General features: G+C 75.6%; 18 protein-coding genes. All 18 read left to right on the plus strand.

Annotation, left to right across the window (positions count from 1 at the left end; translation table 11 throughout):
• Window positions 1-114: 114 nt before the first annotated feature.
• Window positions 115-1110, plus strand: coding sequence for a 16S rRNA (cytosine(1402)-N(4))-methyltransferase RsmH (gene rsmH, locus RM425_RS13255; RefSeq protein ID WP_311345689.1), 996 nt, complete (start codon window positions 115-117; stop codon window positions 1108-1110).
• Window positions 1107-1697, plus strand: coding sequence for a hypothetical protein (locus tag RM425_RS13260; protein ID WP_311345690.1), 591 nt, complete (start codon window positions 1107-1109; stop codon window positions 1695-1697). The genes rsmH and RM425_RS13260 overlap by 4 nt, the downstream gene beginning before the upstream one ends.
• Window positions 1698-1840: 143 nt before the next feature.
• Window positions 1841-3547 (plus strand): peptidoglycan D,D-transpeptidase FtsI family protein, encoded by a 1707-nt coding sequence (locus RM425_RS13265; RefSeq protein ID WP_311345691.1) that lies wholly within the window; start codon window positions 1841-1843, stop codon window positions 3545-3547.
• A gap of 107 nt (window positions 3548-3654) precedes the next feature.
• A complete protein-coding gene (locus RM425_RS13270) occupies window positions 3655-5241 on the plus strand; it encodes a UDP-N-acetylmuramoyl-L-alanyl-D-glutamate--2,6-diaminopimelate ligase (protein ID WP_311345692.1) in 1587 nt (528 codons plus the stop codon).
• Window positions 5238-6635 (plus strand): UDP-N-acetylmuramoyl-tripeptide--D-alanyl-D-alanine ligase, encoded by a 1398-nt coding sequence (locus RM425_RS13275; protein WP_311345693.1) that lies wholly within the window; start codon window positions 5238-5240, stop codon window positions 6633-6635. The genes RM425_RS13270 and RM425_RS13275 overlap by 4 nt, the downstream gene beginning before the upstream one ends.
• Window positions 6632-7708, plus strand: a complete 1077-nt coding sequence (gene mraY / locus RM425_RS13280; protein ID WP_311345694.1) for a phospho-N-acetylmuramoyl-pentapeptide-transferase — start codon at window positions 6632-6634, stop codon at window positions 7706-7708. Before RM425_RS13275 ends, mraY begins: the two co-directional genes overlap by 4 nt.
• Before the next feature lie 106 nt (window positions 7709-7814).
• Window positions 7815-9236: a UDP-N-acetylmuramoyl-L-alanine--D-glutamate ligase gene (gene murD, locus RM425_RS13285; RefSeq protein WP_311345695.1), complete on the plus strand. Its 1422-nt coding sequence runs from the start codon at window positions 7815-7817 to the stop codon at window positions 9234-9236.
• 4 nt (window positions 9237-9240) lie between these two features.
• Entirely contained in the window at window positions 9241-10836 is a 1596-nt protein-coding gene (gene ftsW / locus RM425_RS13290) for a putative lipid II flippase FtsW (protein ID WP_311345696.1), read from the plus strand.
• Entirely contained in the window at window positions 10833-11957 is a 1125-nt protein-coding gene (murG, locus tag RM425_RS13295) for an undecaprenyldiphospho-muramoylpentapeptide beta-N-acetylglucosaminyltransferase (RefSeq protein ID WP_311345697.1), read from the plus strand. The genes ftsW and murG overlap by 4 nt, the downstream gene beginning before the upstream one ends.
• Complete coding sequence (gene murC / locus RM425_RS13300) at window positions 11954-13435, plus strand: UDP-N-acetylmuramate--L-alanine ligase (protein WP_311345698.1); 1482 nt, start codon at window positions 11954-11956, stop codon at window positions 13433-13435. Before murG ends, murC begins: the two co-directional genes overlap by 4 nt.
• Window positions 13432-14223 (plus strand): cell division protein FtsQ/DivIB, encoded by a 792-nt coding sequence (locus tag RM425_RS13305; protein ID WP_311345699.1) that lies wholly within the window; start codon window positions 13432-13434, stop codon window positions 14221-14223. Before murC ends, RM425_RS13305 begins: the two co-directional genes overlap by 4 nt.
• A gap of 355 nt (window positions 14224-14578) precedes the next feature.
• Window positions 14579-15859 (plus strand): cell division protein FtsZ, encoded by a 1281-nt coding sequence (gene ftsZ, locus RM425_RS13310; protein ID WP_311345700.1) that lies wholly within the window; start codon window positions 14579-14581, stop codon window positions 15857-15859.
• A gap of 91 nt (window positions 15860-15950) precedes the next feature.
• Window positions 15951-16688 (plus strand): peptidoglycan editing factor PgeF, encoded by a 738-nt coding sequence (gene pgeF, locus RM425_RS13315; protein ID WP_311345701.1) that lies wholly within the window; start codon window positions 15951-15953, stop codon window positions 16686-16688.
• Entirely contained in the window at window positions 16685-17431 is a 747-nt protein-coding gene (locus RM425_RS13320) for a YggS family pyridoxal phosphate-dependent enzyme (protein ID WP_311345702.1), read from the plus strand. The genes pgeF and RM425_RS13320 overlap by 4 nt, the downstream gene beginning before the upstream one ends.
• A gap of 78 nt (window positions 17432-17509) precedes the next feature.
• Window positions 17510-18178, plus strand: coding sequence for a cell division protein SepF (gene sepF / locus RM425_RS13325; RefSeq protein WP_311345703.1), 669 nt, complete (start codon window positions 17510-17512; stop codon window positions 18176-18178).
• Between the two features lie 71 nt (window positions 18179-18249).
• Window positions 18250-18540, plus strand: a complete 291-nt coding sequence (locus tag RM425_RS13330; protein ID WP_311345704.1) for a YggT family protein — start codon at window positions 18250-18252, stop codon at window positions 18538-18540.
• Window positions 18541-18639: 99 nt separating this feature from the next.
• The gene (gene wag31 / locus RM425_RS13335; RefSeq protein WP_311345705.1) at window positions 18640-19365 is read left to right on the plus strand and encodes a DivIVA-like cell division protein Wag31; all 726 of its coding nucleotides are present in this window, start codon (window positions 18640-18642) and stop codon (window positions 19363-19365) included.
• Window positions 19366-19482: 117 nt separating this feature from the next.
• Entirely contained in the window at window positions 19483-20295 is an 813-nt protein-coding gene (locus tag RM425_RS13340) for a hypothetical protein (protein ID WP_311345706.1), read from the plus strand.
• Window positions 20296-20298 lie beyond the last annotated feature (3 nt).

Raw genomic sequence — 20298 nt, forward strand, 5'->3', positions numbered from 1 at the left:
CACCCGCCCCATCCGCCCGGTTGCGTTCCGCTGCAGCGCGCCACGTCCCACCGCCGCGGACCGGGGCGCGGCACCATCGCCAGAGCTCCACCGGAACCCGAGAGGCAGTCGACGATGAGCAGCACCGGATCCGCCGCGGCGTCCGATGCGCCCCGGCCCCCGGTGCACGTGCCCGTCCTGCTGGACCGGATCTCCGAACTGTTCGCGCCCGCCTGCGCGCTCCCCGGCGCCGTGCTCGTCGATGCGACCCTCGGTCTCGCCGGCCACTCGCTGGCGCTGCTGGGCGCCCACCCCGGCCTCCGGCTGATCGGCCTGGACCGCGATCCCGACGCCCGCGCCGAGGCGGCCCGCCGCATCGAGGCCGCCGGCCACACCGACCGGGTCACCCTGGTCCCCGCCGTCTTCGACGAGCTGCCCGACGTCCTCGACCGGCTCGGCGTGGCCGAGGTGCAGGCCGTCCTGTTCGACCTCGGCGTCTCCTCGCTGCAGCTCGACCGGCCCGACCGCGGCTTCAGCTACTCCGCCGACGCCCCGCTGGACATGCGGATGGATCCCGGGGCCGGCCGCACCGCCGCCGAGATCGTCAACACCTATCCGCCCAAGGACCTGGCCCGGGTGCTGCGGGTGTACGGCGAGGAGCGCTTCGCGTCCCGGATCGCCGCCGCCATCGACCGCGAGCGCGCCCGCGACCCCTTCACGACCACCGCCCGGCTGGCCGAACTGGTGCGCGACGCCATCCCCGCCGCCACCCGGCGCACCGGCGGACACCCGGCCAAGCGCACCTTCCAGGCGCTGCGGATCGAGGTCAACGACGAGCTGGGCGTCCTCGAGCGGGCGCTGCCCGCGGCGATCGAGGCGCTGGCCGTCGGAGGGCGGATCGCCGTCATCACCTTCCACTCCCTCGAGGACCGCATCGTCAAGCAGACCCTCGCCGAGGGCGCGACCGACCACACCCCGCACGGCATGCCCGTGCCCCTCCCGGAGCACGGTCCCGTGCTCCGGCTCCTGACCCGTGGCGGCGAGGCCGCCTCCGACGCCGAGGTCGCCGCGAACTCCCGCGCGGCCTCGGCCCGCGTCCGCGCGGCCGAGCGCATCCGGAGGGCGGCATGAGCGGCCGTGCCACTGCCCGCGTCCCCGTGACCCCGCGCGCGACGACCGCACGCGCCGTACCCGCCCGGTCGGCGCCGCGTTCCCCGTCCCGCCCCCAGCTCAGCGTGGTCGCCACGCCGCCGGCCCGGCCCCGCCGGCGCGCCCGCGCGGCCCTGCGCTCCCGCCGGGCGCCGTTCGTGCTGCTCGTGGTCGCGCTCCTGGCCGGCACGACCGTGGGGCTGCTCGTCCTCAACACCGCGATCGCGGTCGACTCGCTGCAGGCCAGCCGGCTGCGCGCGGACAACGCCCAGCGGGCGCAGGACGTGCAGAGCCTCGAGCAGCAGGTCATCGACGGCAACACGCCCGCCGCCATCGCCCAGGCCGCGGTGGCCGCCGGACTCGTGCCTGCCGGCGCTGCCGCCTACCTGGTCCTCGACCCCGACGGCACGCCCGTCCTCCGGGGCGAGCCGGCGCCGGCCGAGGCCCCGCCCGCCCCGGCGCCGCCCGCGCCGGAGCCGCCGGCGCCGTCCGCACCGGCGCCGTCCGCACCTGCGCCGTCCGCACCTGCGCCGTCCGCACCGGCGGAGCGCCCCGCGGGCGGGAACTGACCGTGACGGGCTCCGTCCGCGGCCCCGGAGGGGGCGCGCGCAGCGGCCGGCCGGCACCACGTACCGGGCCGGGCGCCTTCACGTCGCGTCGTGCACCGGGCAGCCGGCGCAGCGGGGGAGCGGGCCTGACCCTGGCCCAGCGCATGCGGCGCAACCGGATCGGCCTGATCCTGCTCGTCACCCTGCTCGTCGTCGTCATCGGCCGGCTGGCCGTCGTCCAGGGCGTGGACGGCGCGGCGTACGCCAACGCGGCCTCCCTGGACCGGCTGCGCACCTATCCGATCGCGTCGATCCGGGGGGAGATCCAGGACCGCGAGGGCCGGCCCTTCGCCTACACCGTGGACGCCTCCCGCGTGGTGGCCGACCCGACCGTGGTTGCTGACCCCGCGCGCACGGCCCTGGCGCTGACCACCGTGGTCGGCGTGCCCGTCGGCGAGCTCACCGAGAAGCTGTCGGGCGAGGGCCGCTACGTCGTGCTGGCCACGCAGGTCGCGCCGGAGACCGCCGACGCGGTGGAGGAGCTGGGGCTGGGAGGTGTCTTCCTCGAGGACGACCCGGTGCGGCTCTACCCCTCCGGCGCCGTCGGCGGCCAGGTCGTGGGCTTCGTCGGGCGCGAGGGCGCCGGGCTAGCTGGCATCGAGCAGACCTTCGAGGACGTGCTCGCCGGCACGCCGGGCACGCGGCGCGTCGAGGTGGGTAGCGGGGGCAACCCCATCCCCTCCCGGGGCATCGACGAGGCGCTGCCGGCGACCGACGGCAGCGACGTCACCCTGACCCTGGACCAGGACCTGCAGTACGTGACCGAGCAGCGGCTGGCCGAGTCCTGCGCCGACGGCGCGACGACCCGGGCCTCGGCGGTCGTGCTGGACGTGCGCAGCAGCGAGGTCGTGGCCATGGGCTCCTGCCCCGGCTACGACCCGGGCCGGTACGCCGAGACCCCCGACCTGCTGGGCAACCCCATCGTCTCGAGCGTGTTCGAGCCCGGCTCGGTCCTCAAGGCGGTCACGCTGGCGGCCGCCGTCGAGGAGGGGGTGGCGACGCCGGACCGGGTGCTCAGCGTCAACGGGCACATCCAGGCCGGCGACCGGGTCGTCACCGACGCCCACGACCACGCACCCGTCGACTGGACGGTCACCGGCATCCTCGCCAAGTCGAGCAACGTCGGCACGATCATGCTCGCCCGCGAGGTCGGGGACGAGAAGCTCGAGCAGTACCTGCGGGCCTTCGGCGTCGGCAGCCGGACGGGCATCGAGCTGCCTGGCGAGAGCGCCGGCATCCTGCAGGAGTCCGCGGACTGGAGCGGGATCCGTGCCGCCAACATCGCCATCGGGCAGGGCGTCTCGGTCACCACGCTCCAGATGGCGTCGGTCTTCCAGGCCATCGCCAACGGCGGCGTGCGCGTGGAGCCCCGCATCGTCCGGTCGGTGACCGCCCCGGACGGGCGGGTGCGTCCCGCGGACGAGCCGGAGACGACCCGGGTGATCAGCGAGGCGACCGCCGACTCCCTGGCCTACATGCTGGAGGCCGTCGTGGGCCCGGGCGGCACGGCGCCGCTGGGGCAGATCGACGGCTTCCGCGTGGCGGGCAAGACAGGTACCGCCCAGCGCGCCAATCCCGAGACCGGCGGGTACGCCGGCGGTGGCTACGTGACCACGTTCGTCGGGTTCGCCCCCGCGGACGACCCGCAGTACGTGGTCGCCGTCGACCTCGAGCGGCCCACGAGCTCCGCCGAGGGCGGCCAGGTGGCCGCACCGGTGTTCCGCGACATCCTCCGCTACGCGCTGACCGCCGACGGGGTGGTCCCGTCGGGCACCGCGCGGCCCGACTTCCGCCTCACCGCCACCCCCTGAAAAAGGACCCCACTGCCCCCCACCGCTCGCAGGCTCGCGGCGGGACCCTGCAGCGGGGCCGTGGCGCGGCACGGGTACGGCGGGGGTCGCCGGTAGATTGGAGCCTCGTGACCCCGACCGACGCCGGGTCGGCACCCCGGCCCACGGGGAGCCGCCCACTCGATCCGCGCCCCGTGCCGCTCGCCGACCTCGCCGACCTGGTCGGTCCGCCGTCCACCGGCACCGCGGACGTCGCAGTCTCCGGGCTCACCCTCGCCTCCGGAGAGGTCTGCCCGGGTGACCTCTACGCCGCCCTCCCCGGAGCCCGCACCCACGGCGTCCGGTACGTCGGGGAGGCGGTCCGCCGGGGCGCCGTCGCGGTCCTCACCGACCCGTCGGGGCGCGACGACGCGGTGGCCACCGGCCTGCCGGTGTGCGTCGTCGACGACCCCCGCGGGGTGCTCGGCGAGGTCGCGGACCGGGTGTACGACCGGCCGAGCGAGCGGGTGGACGTCATCGGGATCACCGGCACCAACGGCAAGACCACGACCGCCTACCTGGTCGAGGCCGGCCTCGCGGCCGCCGGCCGGGCCACGGGCCTGATCGGCACGGTGCAGACGCAGACCCGGGCCGCCGACGGGACGGTCACCGCCCTGCCCAGCGAGCGCACCACCCCCGAGGCGCCGGCGGTCCACGCGCTGCTCGCGGCGATGGCCGAGTCGGGTGTGTCGACCGTGGTCATGGAGGTGTCCAGCCACGCGCTGGTGCTGGGCCGCGTGGGTGGCGTGCGGTTCGCCGCCGCCGGCTTCACCAACCTCAGCCAGGACCACCTGGACTTCCACGGCGACCTGGAGGAGTACTTCCGGGCGAAGTCGCTGCTGTTCGACGGCCGGGCCGCCGCCGAGGTGGTCGACGTCGACGACGAGCACGGACGCCGGCTGCTCGACCGGCCCGGCCGGCCCCGCCCGGTCACCGTCTCCACCGAGGGCGAGGGCCGGGGCGAGGCGGAGGACACGGACTGGCGGGCGACCGACGTCGCGGCCGCCGCCGACGGCGGCTCCACCTTCACCCTGCACGGCCCTGACGGGATCCGGCGGGAGGCGAGCGTGCGGCTGCCGGGCCGGTTCAACGTGGCCAACGCGGTGCTGGCCGTGGCCCTGCTCGACGCCGCGGGCGTGCCGGTCGACGCCGCGCTCGCGGGCGTGGCCACGACGGTGGTCCCGGGCCGGATGGAGCCGGTCGAGGCCGGCCAGCCCTTCGTCGCCGCCGTGGACTACGCGCACACCCCCGACGCCGTCGCCACCGCCCTGGGTGCCCTGCGGGCGGCGACCGCCGGCCGGCTGATCACCGTGCTCGGCTGCGGAGGCGACCGGGACCCCGGCAAGCGGGCGGCCATGGGCACGGCCGCGGCCGCCGGCAGCGACGTCCTCGTGGTCACCGACGACAACCCGCGCTCGGAGGACCCGGCGGCGATCCGGGCCGCGATGCTCGCCGGCGCTCTGGACGTGCCGGAGGACCGCCGCGCCGAGGTGCTCGAGGTGGGGGACCGGCGGGCGGCGATCGAGGCCGCCGTGGCGCTGGCCGGGCCGGGCGACGCCGTGCTCGTCGCCGGCAAGGGGCACGAGACCGGCCAGGAGATCGCCGGCACGGTGCACCCCTTCGACGACCGCGCGGTGCTGCGCGAGGTCCTTTCCGCGTCGGACGCCTCGGCATGATCCGTCTGACCCTGGCCGAGGTGGCCGAGCTGACCGGCGGCACGCTCACCGGCGGCGACCCGGGCGCCACCGTCACCGGTGCGGTCACCCTCGACTCGCGCACGGTCGCCCCCGGGGACCTCTTCGTCGCCGTCGCGGGCGAGCGGGTGGACGGGCACGACTTCCTCGCCGCCGCCGGGGCTGCCGGCGCCGTCGGCGCGCTCGGCGCCCGGCCCGACCCCGCGCTGCCCTGCGTGGTCGTGGACGACCCCGTGGTCGCGCTGGGCAGGCTCGCCGCCGGGGTGCACGCCCGGCTGACGGCCGCCGGGCTGCGCACGCTGGCCCTCACCGGCTCGTCGGGCAAGACCTCGACCAAGGACCTCCTGGGCCAGGTGCTGGCCGGGGCGGGGGCCACGGTCAGCCCGCCGGGGTCGTACAACAACGACATCGGCCTGCCCCTGACGGTGCTCTCCGCCGACGAGGACACCCGGTACCTCGTGCTCGAGATGGGCGCCCGGGGTCCCGGCCACATCGCCGCGCTCTGCCGCATCGCCCCGCCGCAGATCGGCGTCGTCCTCAACGTCGGCTCGGCGCACCTGGGCGAGTTCGGCAGCGCCGAGGTCATCGCGCAGGCCAAGGGCGAGCTCGTGGAGGCGCTGCCCGAGGACGGCACCGCCGTCCTGAACGCCGACGACCCGCGCGTCCTGGGCATGGCCCCGCGCACCCGGGCGCACGTGGTGACCACCGGCCGCGGGACCGACGCGGACGTGCGGGCCACCGACGTCGCGCTCGACGACTCCGCCCGCGCCAGGTTCACCCTGGTCGCGGGCGGCGAGGAGCACGCCGTCGCGCTGCGCGTCGTCGGCGAGCACCAGGTCGCCAACGCCCTGTCCGCCGGCGCGGCGGCGCTCGCCGCCGGGATGACCCCGGCCGACGTCGCCACCGCCCTATCGGCGGCCGGTGCGCGCAGCCGGTGGCGGATGGAGGTGACGCGGCGGGCCGACGGCGTCACCGTCGTCAACGACGCCTACAACGCCAACCCGGAGTCCATGCGGGCGGCGCTGGCCGCCCTCGCCGGGCTGCCCGCGACCCGGCGGGTCGCGGTGCTGGGCGCCATGGCCGAGCTGGGACCGGACGCGGAGGACGAGCACCGGCGGCTGGGCGCCGACGCGGTCGCCGCCGGGGTGGACGTGATCGTCGCCGTCGGGCGCGATGCGGTAGGGATAGCCGAGGCCGCGGTCACCGCCGGGCTCGGCGCGGGAGAGGAATCGATGCACGTGCCGGACCGGGCCGCTGCCCGCGAGTTGCTGGCCCGGGAACTGCGCCCCGGGGACGTCGTCCTCGTCAAGGCCAGCCGCTCCTACGGGCTGGAGCTGCTCGCGGCCGATCTGCTCGACGAGGGGACGCAGGGATGAGGAGTGTCCTCATCGCCGCGGGCGTCGGGCTGATCCTGTCGATCCTGCTCACGCCGCTGGCCATCCGCGCGTTCCGGCGGCAGGGCATGGGCCAGGAGATCCGCGACGACGGCCCCGAGAGCCACCTGTCCAAGAAGGGCACGCCCACCATGGGCGGCACGGTGATCGTCGGCGCCACCGTCGTCGGCTACCTCGTCGCCCACCTGGCGTTCATCGGCGACGACGGCTGGGGCTTCAGCGCCACCGGTGTGCTGCTGCTGTTCCTCATGGTCGGCATGGGCACCGTCGGCTTCCTCGACGACTACCTGAAGATCCGGCACCGCCGCAGCCTGGGCCTGAACAAGACCGCCAAGCTCGTGGGACAGCTGCTCGTCGGCGTGACCTTCGCGGTCCTCGCGATCAACTTCCCGAGCAACGGGCTCACGCCGGCGTCGACCGTCGTGTCCTACGTCCGCGACATCGAACCGCTGGCGCTGGGCTCGATCGGCTTCGTGATCCTCGCCTACCTGTTCATCGCCGGGTTCTCCAACGCCGTCAACCTCACCGACGGCCTCGACGGCCTCGCGGCCGGCTCCTCGGCGATGGTGCTGGCGTCCTACATCGTCATCTCGTTCTGGCAGTTCACCCACGACTGCGCCAGCGAGCTCATCGACGGCTGCTACCAGGTGCGCGACCCGTTGGACATCACGCTGGTCGCCGCGGCCGGCATGGGAGCCTGCCTGGGCTTCCTGTGGTGGAACACCAGCCCGGCCCGCATCTTCATGGGCGACACCGGCTCCCTCGCGCTCGGCGGGCTGATCGCCGGGCTGGCCATCGTCACCCGCACCGAGCTGCTGCTCGTCGTGCTCGGCGGGCTGTTCGTCGCCGTCACCCTGTCGGTGGTCATCCAGGTGGCGTTCTTCCGCGCCACCCGGCGACGGGTGTTCCGGATGGCTCCGCTGCACCACCACTTCGAGCTGGCCGGCTGGACCGAGAACACCGTCATCGTCCGCTTCTGGCTGGTCACCGGCATGGCCGTGGCCTTCGGGCTGGGGCTGTTCTACGCCGACTGGCTCTCCTTCGCGGGGCTGTGAGGGCGACGGGGGAGTGAGCATCGTCAGTGGCTGGGGGCACCTCCCGCTTGCGGGGCACAGCGACCGAGGAGCGGAGCGAGTCCGGAGTCGAACCGGAGGTACGGAGGTGACCGACCTGCGCGGCGCCACGGTGCTCGTCGCCGGGCTGGGGGTGTCCGGCGTCGCGGCGGCGCGGGTGCTGCTCGACCTGGGCAGCACCGTCACGCTCACCGATGCCGCCGAGCGGCCGGCCGTCGCCGAGCTCGCCGCCGCCGGAGCGACCTGGCTGGGGCAGCCGGCCGTCGTCCCGGACGGCACCGGCCTGGTCGTCACCTCGCCCGGGTGGCGCCCCGACCACCCGCTGCTCGCCGACGCCGCGCGCCGCGGCATCGAGGTCGTGGGGGAGCCCGAGCTCGCCTGGCGGTTGCGGATCGCCGGGCCCGACGGCGTCCCCGCGCCCTGGCTGGCGGTCACCGGCACCAACGGCAAGACGACCACGGTCACCATGCTCGAGGCGATCCTGCACGCCGCCGGCCGGCGGGCGGTGGCGGCGGGCAACGTCGGCCGGCCGCTGGTCGAGGTGGTCACCGCCCGGGACGCCGACGGCACGCCGAGCTTCGACGCGGTCGCCGTCGAGCTCTCCAGCTTCCAGCTGCACTGGTCCGCGACGCTCGCGCCCGCAGCCGCGGCGGTGCTCAACGTGGCCGACGACCACACCGACTGGCACGGCTCCTTCCCCGCCTACCGCGACGCCAAGGCCCGCATCCTGGAGCGGTCACCGGTGGCCGTCGCCGACGCCGGCGACCCGGTCGCCGCCGCGCTCGCCGCAGCCCATCCGCACCCGGTGACCGTCACCCTCGGCGAGCCGGCGCCCGGCCAGCTGGGTGTGCGTGGCGGAGCGCTGGTCGACCGCGCCTTCGCCGCCGATCCCGCGGGGGAGGTGCTGCTCGAGCCGGGCCTGCTGCAGGTGCCCGGCCCGCACAACACGGTCAACGCCCTGGCCGCCGCCGCCCTGGCGCGTGCCGCCGGGGTCCCGGCCGAGGCCGTGGCGCGCGGCCTGGCCGGCTTCCGCGGCGGCGCGCACCGCAACGTGCTGGTGGCCACCGTCGCCGGCGTGGACTGGGTGGACGACAGCAAGGCGACCAACCCGCACGCCGCCGGTGCGTCGCTGGCCTCCTACCCGCGCGTGGTGTGGATCGCCGGGGGTCTGCTCAAGGGCGCCGACGTCGATCCGCTGGTCGCCGCCGTGGCACCCCGGCTCGCCGGGGTGGTCCTGCTGGGCCGCGACCGGGACCTGATCGCCACGGCACTGGCGCGACACGCCCCGACGGTCCCCGTCGTGACGGTCCCCAGCGGCGACGATGGCGGGATGGATGGGACGGGTGTGACGGCCGAGGCGACGACGGCCCGCGTGGTGGCCGCCGCGCGCGAGCTCGCGCACCCCGGTGACACCGTCCTGCTCGCCCCCGCGGCCGCGTCCATGGACGTGTACCGCGACTACGCGCACCGGGGCACCGCCTTCGCGGACGCCGTCCGGGCGCTGGGCTGAGGTCGTGACGACGACGCAGGCGCGCCCTCGTCCCGTCCGGGCGCCGCGGGAGGACCGGGCACCGGGGCCGTCGCGGCGCTGGTCGGGCCCGGCCTGGCTCGACGGGCCGATGACCAGCTGCCACCTGGTGCTCGGCGCGGCCGGGCTGCTGCTGCTCATCGGGCTGACCATGGTGTTCTCCGCCTCCGCGATCGACGCGGCGCTCAACGACCAGCCCGCGTGGGCCCCGGGCGTCAAGCAGCTCATGCTGGCCTGCATCGGCCTCGTGGGCATGGTGGTCGCCATGCGCCTGCCGGTCGGGCTGGTCCGGCGGTGGTCGCCCGTCGCCCTCCTCGTCGTGGGGGCGATGCTGCTCCTGGTGCTCGTCCCCGGGATCGGCGTCAAGCTCAACGGCGCGCGGCAGTGGATCGACCTGGGCTTCATGTACTTCCAGCCCTCCGAGCTGGGCAAGCTGGTGTTCGCGCTCTGGGGGGCCCACGTGCTCGCCCTGCGCGAGCGCTACCTGACGACGACGTCGCTGCTGGTGCCGGTGCTGCCGGTGTTCGGCATCCTCGCGCTGCTGATCATCGCCGAGCCGGACTTCGGTGGGGTGGTGAGCCTCGGCCTGGTGCTGGTCGGGCTGCTCTGGGCCGGCGGGATGCCGCTGCGCTGGTTCGGCTGGATGGCCCTCGCCGGAGCCGCGCTGCTGGCCGCCGTCGCGCTGCTCTCCCCGGTCCGCATGGCCCGCCTGACCTCGTTCATGGATCCCTTCGCGGACCCGAGCAACACCGGCTTCCAGGCCATCCGCGGGTTCTACGCGCTGGCCAGCGGCGGACTCTCGGGGGTCGGGCTGGGCAACAGCGCGATGAAGTGGAACATCCTCCCGGAAGCGGAGTCGGACTACATCTTCGCGATCATCGGCGAGGAGCTGGGCTTCCTCGGCTGCCTGGTCGTCGTCACGCTCTACGGCGTGCTGGCCTACGCCGGCTTCCGCATCGCCCGCCGTGCGGCCGACCGCTTCGTGCAGCTGGCCTGCGTCGCGATCACCGTGTGGCTGGTCGGCCAGGCCACCATGAACATGGGCTACGTGGTCGGACTGCTGCCGGTGACCGGCGTGACGCTCCCGCTGATCTCCGCGGGCGGCACGTCGCTGATCCTCACCCTCGTCGTCGTCGGGCTGCTGGCGCGCTTCGCGTGCACCGAGCCCGCGGCCGTGGAGTCGCTCCGCGGGCGCGACCGGGGCCGGCTCGCCCGCCTGGTGCTGCCCGCGCCGTCGGCGGCGGTCGAGCCCGTCCGCCCGCGCCGCCGGCCCGAGGAGCGCGACGCCCGTCGCCCGGCCGTGGGCGGCGGCCGCACCGTCGTGCACGCCCGCAGCGCGCCCACCCGGCGGGGCCCCGCGCCGTCGCCCGGCCGCAGGGAGCGGCCGGCCGCGGCGCCGCGGCCGATCCGGGAGGGCCGGCCGGTCCGCGACCAGCGGCCGATCCGGGAGGGCCGGCCGGTCCGCGACCAGCGGCCGATCCGGGAGGAGCGCCCGGTCCGTGGCGCACGGGCGGCCGAGCCGCCCCAGCAGCGCCCCGCGCTCCGGAACCCGGCCGCCCGCCGTCCCGGGGGAGCCCGGTGAGCGCACCGTCGTCCCGTCCGCTGTCGATCGTCCTCGCCGGAGGCGGCACGGGTGGTCACATCGAGCCGATGCTCGCCCTCGCCGACGCGCTGCGGCGCCGTCCCGCCGCGGACGGCGAGCTGCGGATCACCTGCCTCGGCACCGAGCGCGGCATGGAGACCCGGCTGGTGCCGGCCCGCGGGTACGACCTGCGGCTCATCCCGCCCGTGCCGCTGCCGCGCAAGCCGACGGTCGACCTGCTGCGGGTGCCCGGGCGGGTCCGCCGCGCGGTCGCGCAGACACGGGCGCTGCTGGACGAGCTGGCCGCCGACGTCGTCGTGGGCTTCGGGGGATACGTCGCCCTGCCGGCCTACCTGGCGGCGCGGCGGGCGGGCGTCCCGATCGTCGTGCACGAGCAGAACGCCCTGCCGGGGCTGGCCAACCGGATCGGCGCCCGGCTGGCGGCCCGGGTGGCCGTCACGACACCGGGGACGCCGCTGCACGCCGGGGTGCACGTGGGCATGCCGCTGCGCGTGGCGATCAGCTCGCTGGACCGTGCGGCCCGGCGGGCCGAGGCGCGGACCGCCTTCGGCCTGGAGGCCGACCGCCCCACCCTGCTGGTGTTCGGCGGCTCGCAGGGCGCGGCCACCCTCAACCGGGCAGCGGTGGGCGCCGCGGAGGCGCTGTCCGCCGCCGGGATCCAGGTGCTGCACGCGCGGGGCCCGAAGAACACCGATGTCGAGCCCCCGGGCGCCGGGCCGGGCTCGGCGCCCTACGTGGTGGTCGACTACCTCGAGCGCATGGACCTCGCCTACGCCGCCGCCGACCTCGCCCTCTGCCGGTCCGGTGCGGTGACCGTCGCGGAGCTCTCCGCGGTGGGGCTGCCGGGCGCGTTCGTCCCGCTGCCCATCGGTAACGGCGAGCAGCGGCGCAACGCCCTGCCGGTGGTCGAGGCCGGGGGAGGGCTGCTGGTGGAGGACGCGGAGCTCACGTCCGCCTGGATCGCCGAGCACCTGGTCCCGCTGCTCGCCGACCCCGACGCCCTGGCGGGGTACGCGCGACACGCCGCCGCGGCGGGGGCGCCCGACGCCGACGAGCGACTGGCTGAGATGGTCCTCGACGTGGCAAGGACCGAACGATGAGCGCCGCCGACGTCGCCGCCTGGACCGGGCCGGTGCCCTCGCCGCCGGAGCTGGGTGCCGTGCACTTCGTGGGCATCGGGGGCGCCGGCATGAGCGGCATCGCCCGCATCCTCCTGGCGCGCGGCGTGCCGGTCTCGGGCAGCGACCGGCGGGACACCCCGACCCTGCTGGCCCTGCGCGCGCTCGGTGCGCGGGTGGCGGTCGGGCACGCCGCGGAGCACCTCGGGGACGCCGACACCGTCGTCGTGTCCACCGCGATCCGCGCCGACAACCCCGAACTGGCCGCCGCGCGCAGCCGGGGGCTGCGGGTGCTGCCGCGGGCGGTGGCGCTCGCCTCCGTCATGGCCGGACGGCGGAGCGTGGCCGTGGCCGGGACGCACGGGAAGACCTCGACCACGTCGATGCTCACCGTCGCCGTCCAGGCCTGCGGCGCCGACCCGTCCTTCGCGATCGGCGGCGACCTCAACGAGTCCGGCAGCAACGCGCACTCGGGGGAGGGCGACATCTTCGTCGCCGAGGCCGACGAGAGCGACCGCTCCTTCCTGCTGCTGGCGCCCTTCGGCGGGATCGTCACCAACGTCGAGGCCGACCACCTGGACAACTACGGCGACCTGGCCGCGGTCGAGGAGGCCTTCGACCGCTTCCTGTCCACGGTGTCCCCGGAGGGGTTCGTCGTCGTGTGCGCCGACGACCCGGGCTCGGCCCGGCTGCGGGGCGTGCCGTCGTCGGCACGGCTGCGCACCTACGGCCGGGCGGCCGACGCCGACCTGCGCCTGGACGACCTGCGCGTCGAGGGCGACGCGACCAGCTACACCGCCGTGCTCGACGGACGTGAGCTCGGGCGGGTGCGGATCCTCGTGCCCGGGGAGCACATGGCCCTCAACAGCGCCGCCGCCCTGCTCGCCGGCCTGGAGCTCGGCCTGCCGGCGGACGGGCTGATCGACGGGCTGGGCCGCTTCGGAGGGGTGCACCGGCGGTTCGAGCTCAAGGGCGTCGTCGACGGCGTCCGCGTCTACGACGACTACGCCCACCACCCGACCGAGGTGCGCGCGCAGCTGCGTGCGGCCCGCGCGGTCGCGGGGGACGGGCGGCTGGTCGTGGCCTTCCAGCCGCACCTGTACAGCCGGACGCGGGAGTTCGCCGCGGGCTTCGGCGAGGCCCTCGGCCTGGCCGACGAGGTCGTGGTCATGGAGATCTACGGCGCCCGCGAGGACCCGGTGCCCGGCGTGACCGGCGCGATGGTGGCCGACTCCGTCCCGCTGCCGGTGGAGCAGGTGCTGTTCGAGCCGTCCTGGTCGGCGGCGGCGCCGGCCCTGGCCGACCGCGCCCGCGCCGGTGACCTGGTGATGACCATGGGCGCGGGTGACGTCTCGATGGTCGGCCCCGAGGTGCTGGAGGCGCTCACGGCCCGCGTGGCCCAGCGGGATGGGTGGGACGGGGAAGGGAAGGCGGGCGACGCGACGGGCGCGGCCCGGTGAGCAGGACGGGGACGACCACCCGCGACCGCGGCTCGTCCCGGCCGTCCCCCGGGCGGCGCCCCAGCGCCCCGGTCACCCCGCTGCGCAACCGCCGGTACGCGGCCCGGCGCCGGCGCGCCCTGCAGCTCGCGGTGGGCCTGCTCGTGCTGGCCGCCCTGGGCTGGGGTCTGTGGTCGGGGCCGCTGCTCGCCGTCCGGTCCGTCCAGGTCGACGGCGCGACCAGGCTGCCCGCGGCACTCGTGCGGGAGGCCGCAGGCATCGAGGGAGGCAGGTCGCTGCTGCGGGTGGACGTCGACGCCGCGCGGGCCGCGGTCGCCGAGCTGCCGCAGGTGGAGTCGGTGACCGTGACCCGGGGCTGGCCCAGCCGCGTCGTCATCACCCTGGTCGAGCGGACCCCGCTGGCCGTCGTCGGGGAGGCCGGGCGCCGGTCGCTGCTGGACGAGCGGGGGGTGCTCTTCGACTCGGTCACCGGCGATCCGCCGGCCGGCGTCGTCCCGCTCTCGGTCGCCGACCCCGGGCCGGACGACGAGGCGACCGCGGCGGCGCTGGCCGCCATCGGCGCGCTGCCGGAGCCGGTGCGGGAGCAGGTCGCCCGCGTGGAGGCACCCGGCCCCGACGAGGTCGTGGTCGTGCTGACCGACGGCCCCCTGGTGCGCTGGGGCGGGGCCGAGGAGTCGGAGAAGAAGGCCGGGATCCTCACCGCGCTGCTCGACCAGCTGGCGTCCGGCGCGCTCGAGCCCGCGGACGAGCTGGACCTCAGCGTCCCGAAGGCCGTCGTCGTCCGCTGATCGTCGCGCACGGTCGCCGCTCGCCTGCACAGGGCGCGGACCGGCCTGTGCGGCCGACACGCCCAGGACCGCGACACGCCCGGCGGCAGAAACAAATGTCGCGCGTGTGATTCCTGGGGCGGGCGGGAGTCTGCACCCCGACCTGAGACGAAAGCGGCGCGGGTCGTCACGATCAGTGGTGCAGTTGTGATCGGTGAGTCGTCAGTAAACGGTCGTCATCCGCGCTACCGACACGCCGAGCCGGGCGGGGTGCTTGTAGCGCCTCTCGACCCGCACCTAACTTCATCCACGTCGACCGAGTTGACATAACTGTAAGGCTGAACTTGAGGATGAGGGTCCAGTTGGGGAGCGCCGCATGACACCTCCGCACAACTATCTAGCGGTCATCAAGGTCGTCGGCATCGGCGGCGGCGGGGTGAACGCGGTCAATCGCATGATCGAAGTCGGCCTCAAGGGGGTCGAGTTCATCGCGATCAACACCGACGCCCAGGCCCTCCTGATGAGCGACGCCGACGTCAAGCTCGACGTCGGTCGGGAGCTCACGCGGGGGCTCGGCGCCGGCGCCCAGCCCGACGTGGGCCGCCAGGCCGCCGAGGACCACCGCGAGGAGATCGAGGAGGTCCTCAAGGGGGCCGACATGGTCTTCGTGACGGCGGGCGAGGGTGGTGGCACCGGAACCGGTGGCGCCCCCGTCGTGGCCTCCATCGCGCGCAAGCTCGGCGCCCTGACCATTGGCGTGGTCACCCGCCCGTTCGCCTTCGAGGGCAAGCGGCGCGCGGTGCAGGCCGAGTCGGGCATCGAGGAGCTGCGCAACGAGTGCGACACGCTCATCGTGATCCCGAACGACCGGCTGCTGCAGCTGGGCGACCGGAACGTCAGCGTCATGGACGCCTTCCGCACCGCCGACCAGGTGCTGCTGTCCGGTGTCCAGGGCATCACCGACCTGATCACCACGCCCGGTCTGATCAACCTGGACTTCGCCGACGTCAAGTCGGTCATGTCCGGGGCCGGCTCGGCGCTGATGGGCATCGGCAGCGCCCGCGGCGACAACCGTGCGCTGCTGGCCGCCGAGCAGGCGATCGCCAGCCCGCTGCTGGAGGCCTCCATGGAGGGCGCCCACGGCGTGCTCCTGTCGATCTCGGGCGGGTCCGACCTGGGCCTGTTCGAGATCAACGAGGCCGCCTCGCTGGTCTCCGACGCGGCGCACCCGGACGCCAACATCATCTTCGGCGCCGTCATCGACGACGCCCTGGGTGACGAGGTGCGGGTGACCGTCATCGCCGCCGGGTTCGACAGCGGCAAGCCCAACGTGCGCAAGGACGGTGCTGCCGCATCGGTGCCCGGGAGCCAGTCCAACGGCTCGGTCCCCGGCGGGCTGACGCCGCACCGCCGCCCCGCGGTGGCGCCGATGAACCCCGCCCCGGCGGCACCGCAGGGCTCCGGTGAGCGGCTCGCCCCCGCGCAGCCGGTGGCCTCGGCGCCCGCGGCCCCGTCCCGGCCGACGCCCCCGCCCGCCGGCGGTGGCATCACCGTGCCTCCGCTGCCGCCGATCCCCGGAGCGATCAACGGTCGTCGCCCGCTGTCCAACGAGGACTTCGAGGAAGAGCTCGACATCCCCGAGTTCCTCAAGCAGTAGAAGGACCCCCGTCCTCCCCGACCTTCGCAGGCTCAGGCCGGGTCCCTGGACGGGGGCCGTTCCATCGCGTCACCTCGTAGGCTGCGCCTACATGAACACGAATCCGGCCGCCTCGTCGGCGGTGCGACCCCGCCGGGTCGTCACTGACCGACGGGGCGGCCGCTCCGTGTCGCCCTACGACTCCTTCAACCTCGGCGACCACGTCGGTGACGATCCAGCCGCCGTGGCGGCCAACCGGTCGCGCGTGGCACGCGAGCTCCGGGTCGGCGAGGAGCGGCTGGTCTGGATGGACCAGGTGCACGGCTCGGCCGTCGCGGTCGTCGACGCCCCGCAGGACGGCCCCCTGCCCGGTACCGACGCCCTCGTCACCGCCACCCCGGGGCTGGTCCTCGGCGTCCTGGCCGCCGACTGCGTGCCCGTCCTGCTGACCGATCCGGTCGCCGGGGTGGTCGCCGCCGTGCACGCGGGCCGCGAGGGTGTGCGCCGGGGCGTGCTGCCCGCGACCCTGTCGGCCATGGCGAGCCTCGGCGCGCGGGCCAGGCACGTCACCGCGCTGCTGGGCCCGGCCGTGTGCGGCGCCTGCTACGAGGTGCCCGAGGCCATGCAGGCGGAGGTGGCCGCCGTCGTCCCGGCCGCCGCCGTCCCGACCCGGCGCGGCACTCCGGGGCTGGACCTGCGCGCCGGCCTGGCCGAGATCCTCGGCCGCGCCGGCGTGACCGAGGTGGTGCACGACGCGCGTTGCACCGTCGAGGACCGGACGCTGTTCTCCCACCGCCGGGACGGCGTCACCGGGCGCCAGGCCGGCCTGGTGTGGCTCGACCCGGCATGACCGACCTCGCGCAGAACCTGCGCGCGGTGCGCGACCGGATCGACGCCGCCGCCCGTGCCGCGGGGCGGGACCCGGCCACGGTCGCGCTGCTCGCCGTCAGCAAGACCTGGCCCGCGGCCGATGTCCGTGCCCTGGCAGGGCTCGGGCAGTCCGACTTCGGCGAGAACCGCGCGCAGGAGCTGGTCGGCAAGGCTGCGGAGCTCGCCGACCTCCCGGTCCGCTGGCACTTCATCGGCCAGCTCCAGCGCAACAAGGCCGCCGCGGTGGCCCGGCTGGGTGCGGTCGTCCACTCCGTGGACCGGACGTCGCTCGCCCAGGCCCTCAGCCGGGCGGGAGAGGCCGCGGAGCGGGCCGTCGAGGTCTTCCTGCAGGTCGACCTCGGCGGGCCCGAGGGGGAGTTGGGAGCCCGTGGGGGAGTGGACCCCGCCGAGCTGCCGGCGCTGGCCGACGCGGTCGCCGGGCTGCCCGGGATCCGGCTGCGCGGACTGATGGCGGTCGCGCCCCGCGGAGCCGATCCGCGGCCGGCGTTCGACCGTGCGGGCGAGCTGGCCGCCCGGCTGCGGGCCGACCACCCGGAGGCCGTGGAGTTCTCCGCCGGCATGAGCGGCGACCTGGAGGAGGCCGTCGCGGCGGGCGCCACGCTCGTGCGTGTCGGAACCGCGTTGTCCGGCCGACGGCCCCTAACCTCCCGAGGAGACACAGGAGTCACACCAGTCACACGGGCCTCCGGAGCCCCGGGGTGATTCCGTCGACGGTCGTCGAACGTGCAGGCTGAGCACGCTGGCAGAGGGGGAGGTCCGATGGCTGGAGCCATGCGGAGGATGGGTATCTACCTGGGGCTCGTCGAGGACGACGACGCGCGGGGGTACGGCCGGTACGACGCCCGCCAGTCCGACCATCCCGAAGCCGACCGCCGGTTCGCGCGGTACGAGGACGAGCGCTACGACGACTACGCCGACGGCGACTACCCGGCCGGGTACGCCGACGACGAGCCCGTCGAGCCGGCTCCGGCCCGGGCCCCCGAGCCGCTGAGCGTCCGCCGGGTCGCCCCGGCCCGCCCGCTCGGCCTGGCCCCCTCGGTGGGCAGCGGTGGCGGGTCCCGGATCAGCGCCATGAGCAGCGGCCCGGTCGGCGCCGCGGGACTCGCCGTCCGCGAGCCCGTCGCCGCCGTCGTGCCCGACCCGGCGCCGGCGCCGGCTCCCGCACCGCAGCCCTACCGGATCACCACCCTGCACCCGCGTACCTACAACGAGGCGCGCATCATCGGTGAGCGGTTCCGCGACGGGATGCCGGTCATCATGAACCTGACGGAGATGGACGACGCCGACGCCAAGCGGCTCGTCGACTTCGCCGCGGGACTGTCGTTCGGGCTGCGCGGTAGCATCGAGCGCGTCACGGCGAAGGTCTTCCTGCTCAGTCCGCAGAACGTCGACGTGACGGCCGAGGACAAGGCGCGGATCCGCGAGGGCGGGTTCTTCAACCAGTCCTGAGGTCCCGCGCGGGCGCCCGCCCGCGCGCACGATGACGGCGGCACGTCAGGTGCCCTGGACGAGCGAGGACCGTGTCACTTTTCTGGGGGATCGTCTCGTCGGTCCTGCTCGTGTTCCTCGTGCTGCTCTTCGCCCGGTTCGTCGTGGACTGGGTGATGGTGCTGGCGCGCAGCTGGCGTCCCTCCGGACTCGTCGCGGCGGGCCTGGAGGTCGTGTACAGCACCACCGACCCGCCGCTGAAGGCGGTGCGGAAGGTGATCCCTCCGTTGAACCTCGGCCAGATCCGCCTCGATCTGGGATTCATGGTGCTGCTGATCGCCGTGGTCATCCTCCGTGGGATCACCACCTCCCTCGCGCGCTAACGTGACGGGTACGTCCCCGGTAGCGGGCCGCGTCAGGGACCTGGTCCCCGGCGCACCGCTCGCAGCCCCCCAGTCCCGCCGTATCACTAAGGTGACCTGATGCCACTCACGCCTGCCGACGTGCACAACGTCGTCTTCAAGAAGCCGCCCATCGGCAAGCGGGGCTACGACGAGGACGAGGTCGACGCCTTCCTCGACGTGGTGGAGGCCGAGCTGGCCCGCCTGATCGAGGAGAACAACGAGCTGCGCTCGAGCGTCGGCGGCCGGGTCCAGGCCCGCGCCGAGGAGCGCCCCGAGCCCCCGGCGCCCGCGCCGGTGCCGGCCGCGCCGCCGGTCCAGCAGCCGCGCGAGGACGACAGCGCACGGGCCTCGCGGATGCTCGCCCTGGCGACCGAGACGGCCGACCGCTACGTCAACGAGGCCAAGACCCAGGCCGAGCAGATGCTCAGCGGTGCGAAGACCAACAGCGAGCGGCTCATGACCGACGCGCGCGCCAAGAGCGAGCAGATGGTCACCGAGGCCAAGCACCGCGCCGACTCGATGATCGGCGATGCCCGCACCCGCGCCGAGACCGTGGAGCGCGAGGCGCGGGCCAAGGCCGCGGCTCTGGACCAGGACGCCGAGCGCCGGCACACCGAGGCGATAAGCGGCCTCGAGGAGAAGCGGAGCAGCCTCGAGCGCCGGATCGAGGAGCTGCGCACCTTCGAGCGCGAGTACCGGACGCGGCTGCGGTCCTACCTCGAGTCGAACCTGCGCGACCTGGACAGCAGGGGCACGGCGGAGCCGGCCTCCGGTGCACGCCAGAACCAGCACGCCAGCGCCTGAACGACGCAGTCACGCACAGGGCTCCCGGACCATGGTCCGGGAGCCCTGTGGCGTCCGTAGGCGTGGCGGACCCTCGGGCAGGGGCGGCGCGCGGGTGGTGCCCCTAGAGTCCTGCTCGTGATCGTCGCGGCCGGCCTGTTGGTGCTCGGAGGTCTGGGACTGTTCGTGGCCGGTGTCCTGACCGACGTCACGGCGCTGTACTGGGCCTGCGTGGGAGCCTGCGTGGTCGCGGCCGTGCTGCTGTACCTCGCGCGGCGCCGACTGCGCGCTCAGGCCGCCACCGCACCGGCCACCACCGCACTGGCCACCACCGCACCGGCCGGCACCGCACCGGCCGGCACTGCACCGGCCACCGCCGCACCGGTCACCGCCGCACCGGCCGGCGCGGCACCGGCCACCGCCGCACCGGCCGGGGGCAGGTCCGGGCGGCATGCCGGTGACGCCGAGGAGCCCGCGACCCGGCCCGCTGCCGCGACCGCGCCGGGCGGTGCCGGCGTCCCGGAGCCCGCCCCCGCGGCGGGCGCCGACGGCCCGGCGCCGCCTGCCGAACCTCGCGGGACGGACGCGCCGGCCCTCACTCCTGCGGAGGAGCCGGCTGCCGAGGCGCCCACGGCGGAGGTCCCGGCAGCCGGGGCCACGGCGGCTTCTCTCTCGGCGGGCACGACGGCGGGCACGACAGGGGAGCCTCCGGTCGAGGAGGTCGAGGTCACCGATCTGCTCCTGGTCGTCGACCTGCGCGACGAGGTGCTCGTCGTGGACGAGCACCCGCGGTACCACGTGGCGGGCTGCCGGCACCTCACCGGCCAGGAGACCATCCCGCTCCCGGTGGACGAGGCGAAGACCGACGGCTTCACGCCGTGCGGGTCCTGCCGCCCGGACGCCACGCTCGCCGACCGGGTCCGCGCCCGGAGGGGCTCCGCCGGCGGCTGAGCC

The sequence above is a fragment of the Blastococcus goldschmidtiae genome (genome assembly GCF_031845325.1).
Classification (GTDB): Bacteria; Actinomycetota; Actinomycetes; order Mycobacteriales; family Geodermatophilaceae; genus Blastococcus; species Blastococcus goldschmidtiae.

Bases quoted from the DNA above. Each gene is read 5' to 3' on its own strand.
- rsmH (WP_311345689.1), top strand. From the start codon at position 115: ATGAGCAGCACCGGATCCGCCGCGGCGTCCGATGCGCCCCGGCCCCCG.
- RM425_RS13260 (WP_311345690.1), top strand. From the start codon at position 1,107: ATGAGCGGCCGTGCCACTGCCCGCGTCCCCGTGACCCCGCGCGCGACG.
- RM425_RS13265 (WP_311345691.1), top strand. From the start codon at position 1,841: ATGCGGCGCAACCGGATCGGCCTGATCCTGCTCGTCACCCTGCTCGTC.
- RM425_RS13275 (WP_311345693.1), top strand. From the start codon at position 5,238: ATGATCCGTCTGACCCTGGCCGAGGTGGCCGAGCTGACCGGCGGCACG.
- mraY (WP_311345694.1), top strand. From the start codon at position 6,632: ATGAGGAGTGTCCTCATCGCCGCGGGCGTCGGGCTGATCCTGTCGATC.
- murC (WP_311345698.1), top strand. From the start codon at position 11,954: ATGAGCGCCGCCGACGTCGCCGCCTGGACCGGGCCGGTGCCCTCGCCG.
- ftsZ (WP_311345700.1), top strand. From the start codon at position 14,579: ATGACACCTCCGCACAACTATCTAGCGGTCATCAAGGTCGTCGGCATC.
- pgeF (WP_311345701.1), top strand. From the start codon at position 15,951: ATGAACACGAATCCGGCCGCCTCGTCGGCGGTGCGACCCCGCCGGGTC.
- RM425_RS13320 (WP_311345702.1), top strand. From the start codon at position 16,685: ATGACCGACCTCGCGCAGAACCTGCGCGCGGTGCGCGACCGGATCGAC.
- sepF (WP_311345703.1), top strand. From the start codon at position 17,510: ATGGGTATCTACCTGGGGCTCGTCGAGGACGACGACGCGCGGGGGTAC.
- wag31 (WP_311345705.1), top strand. From the start codon at position 18,640: ATGCCACTCACGCCTGCCGACGTGCACAACGTCGTCTTCAAGAAGCCG.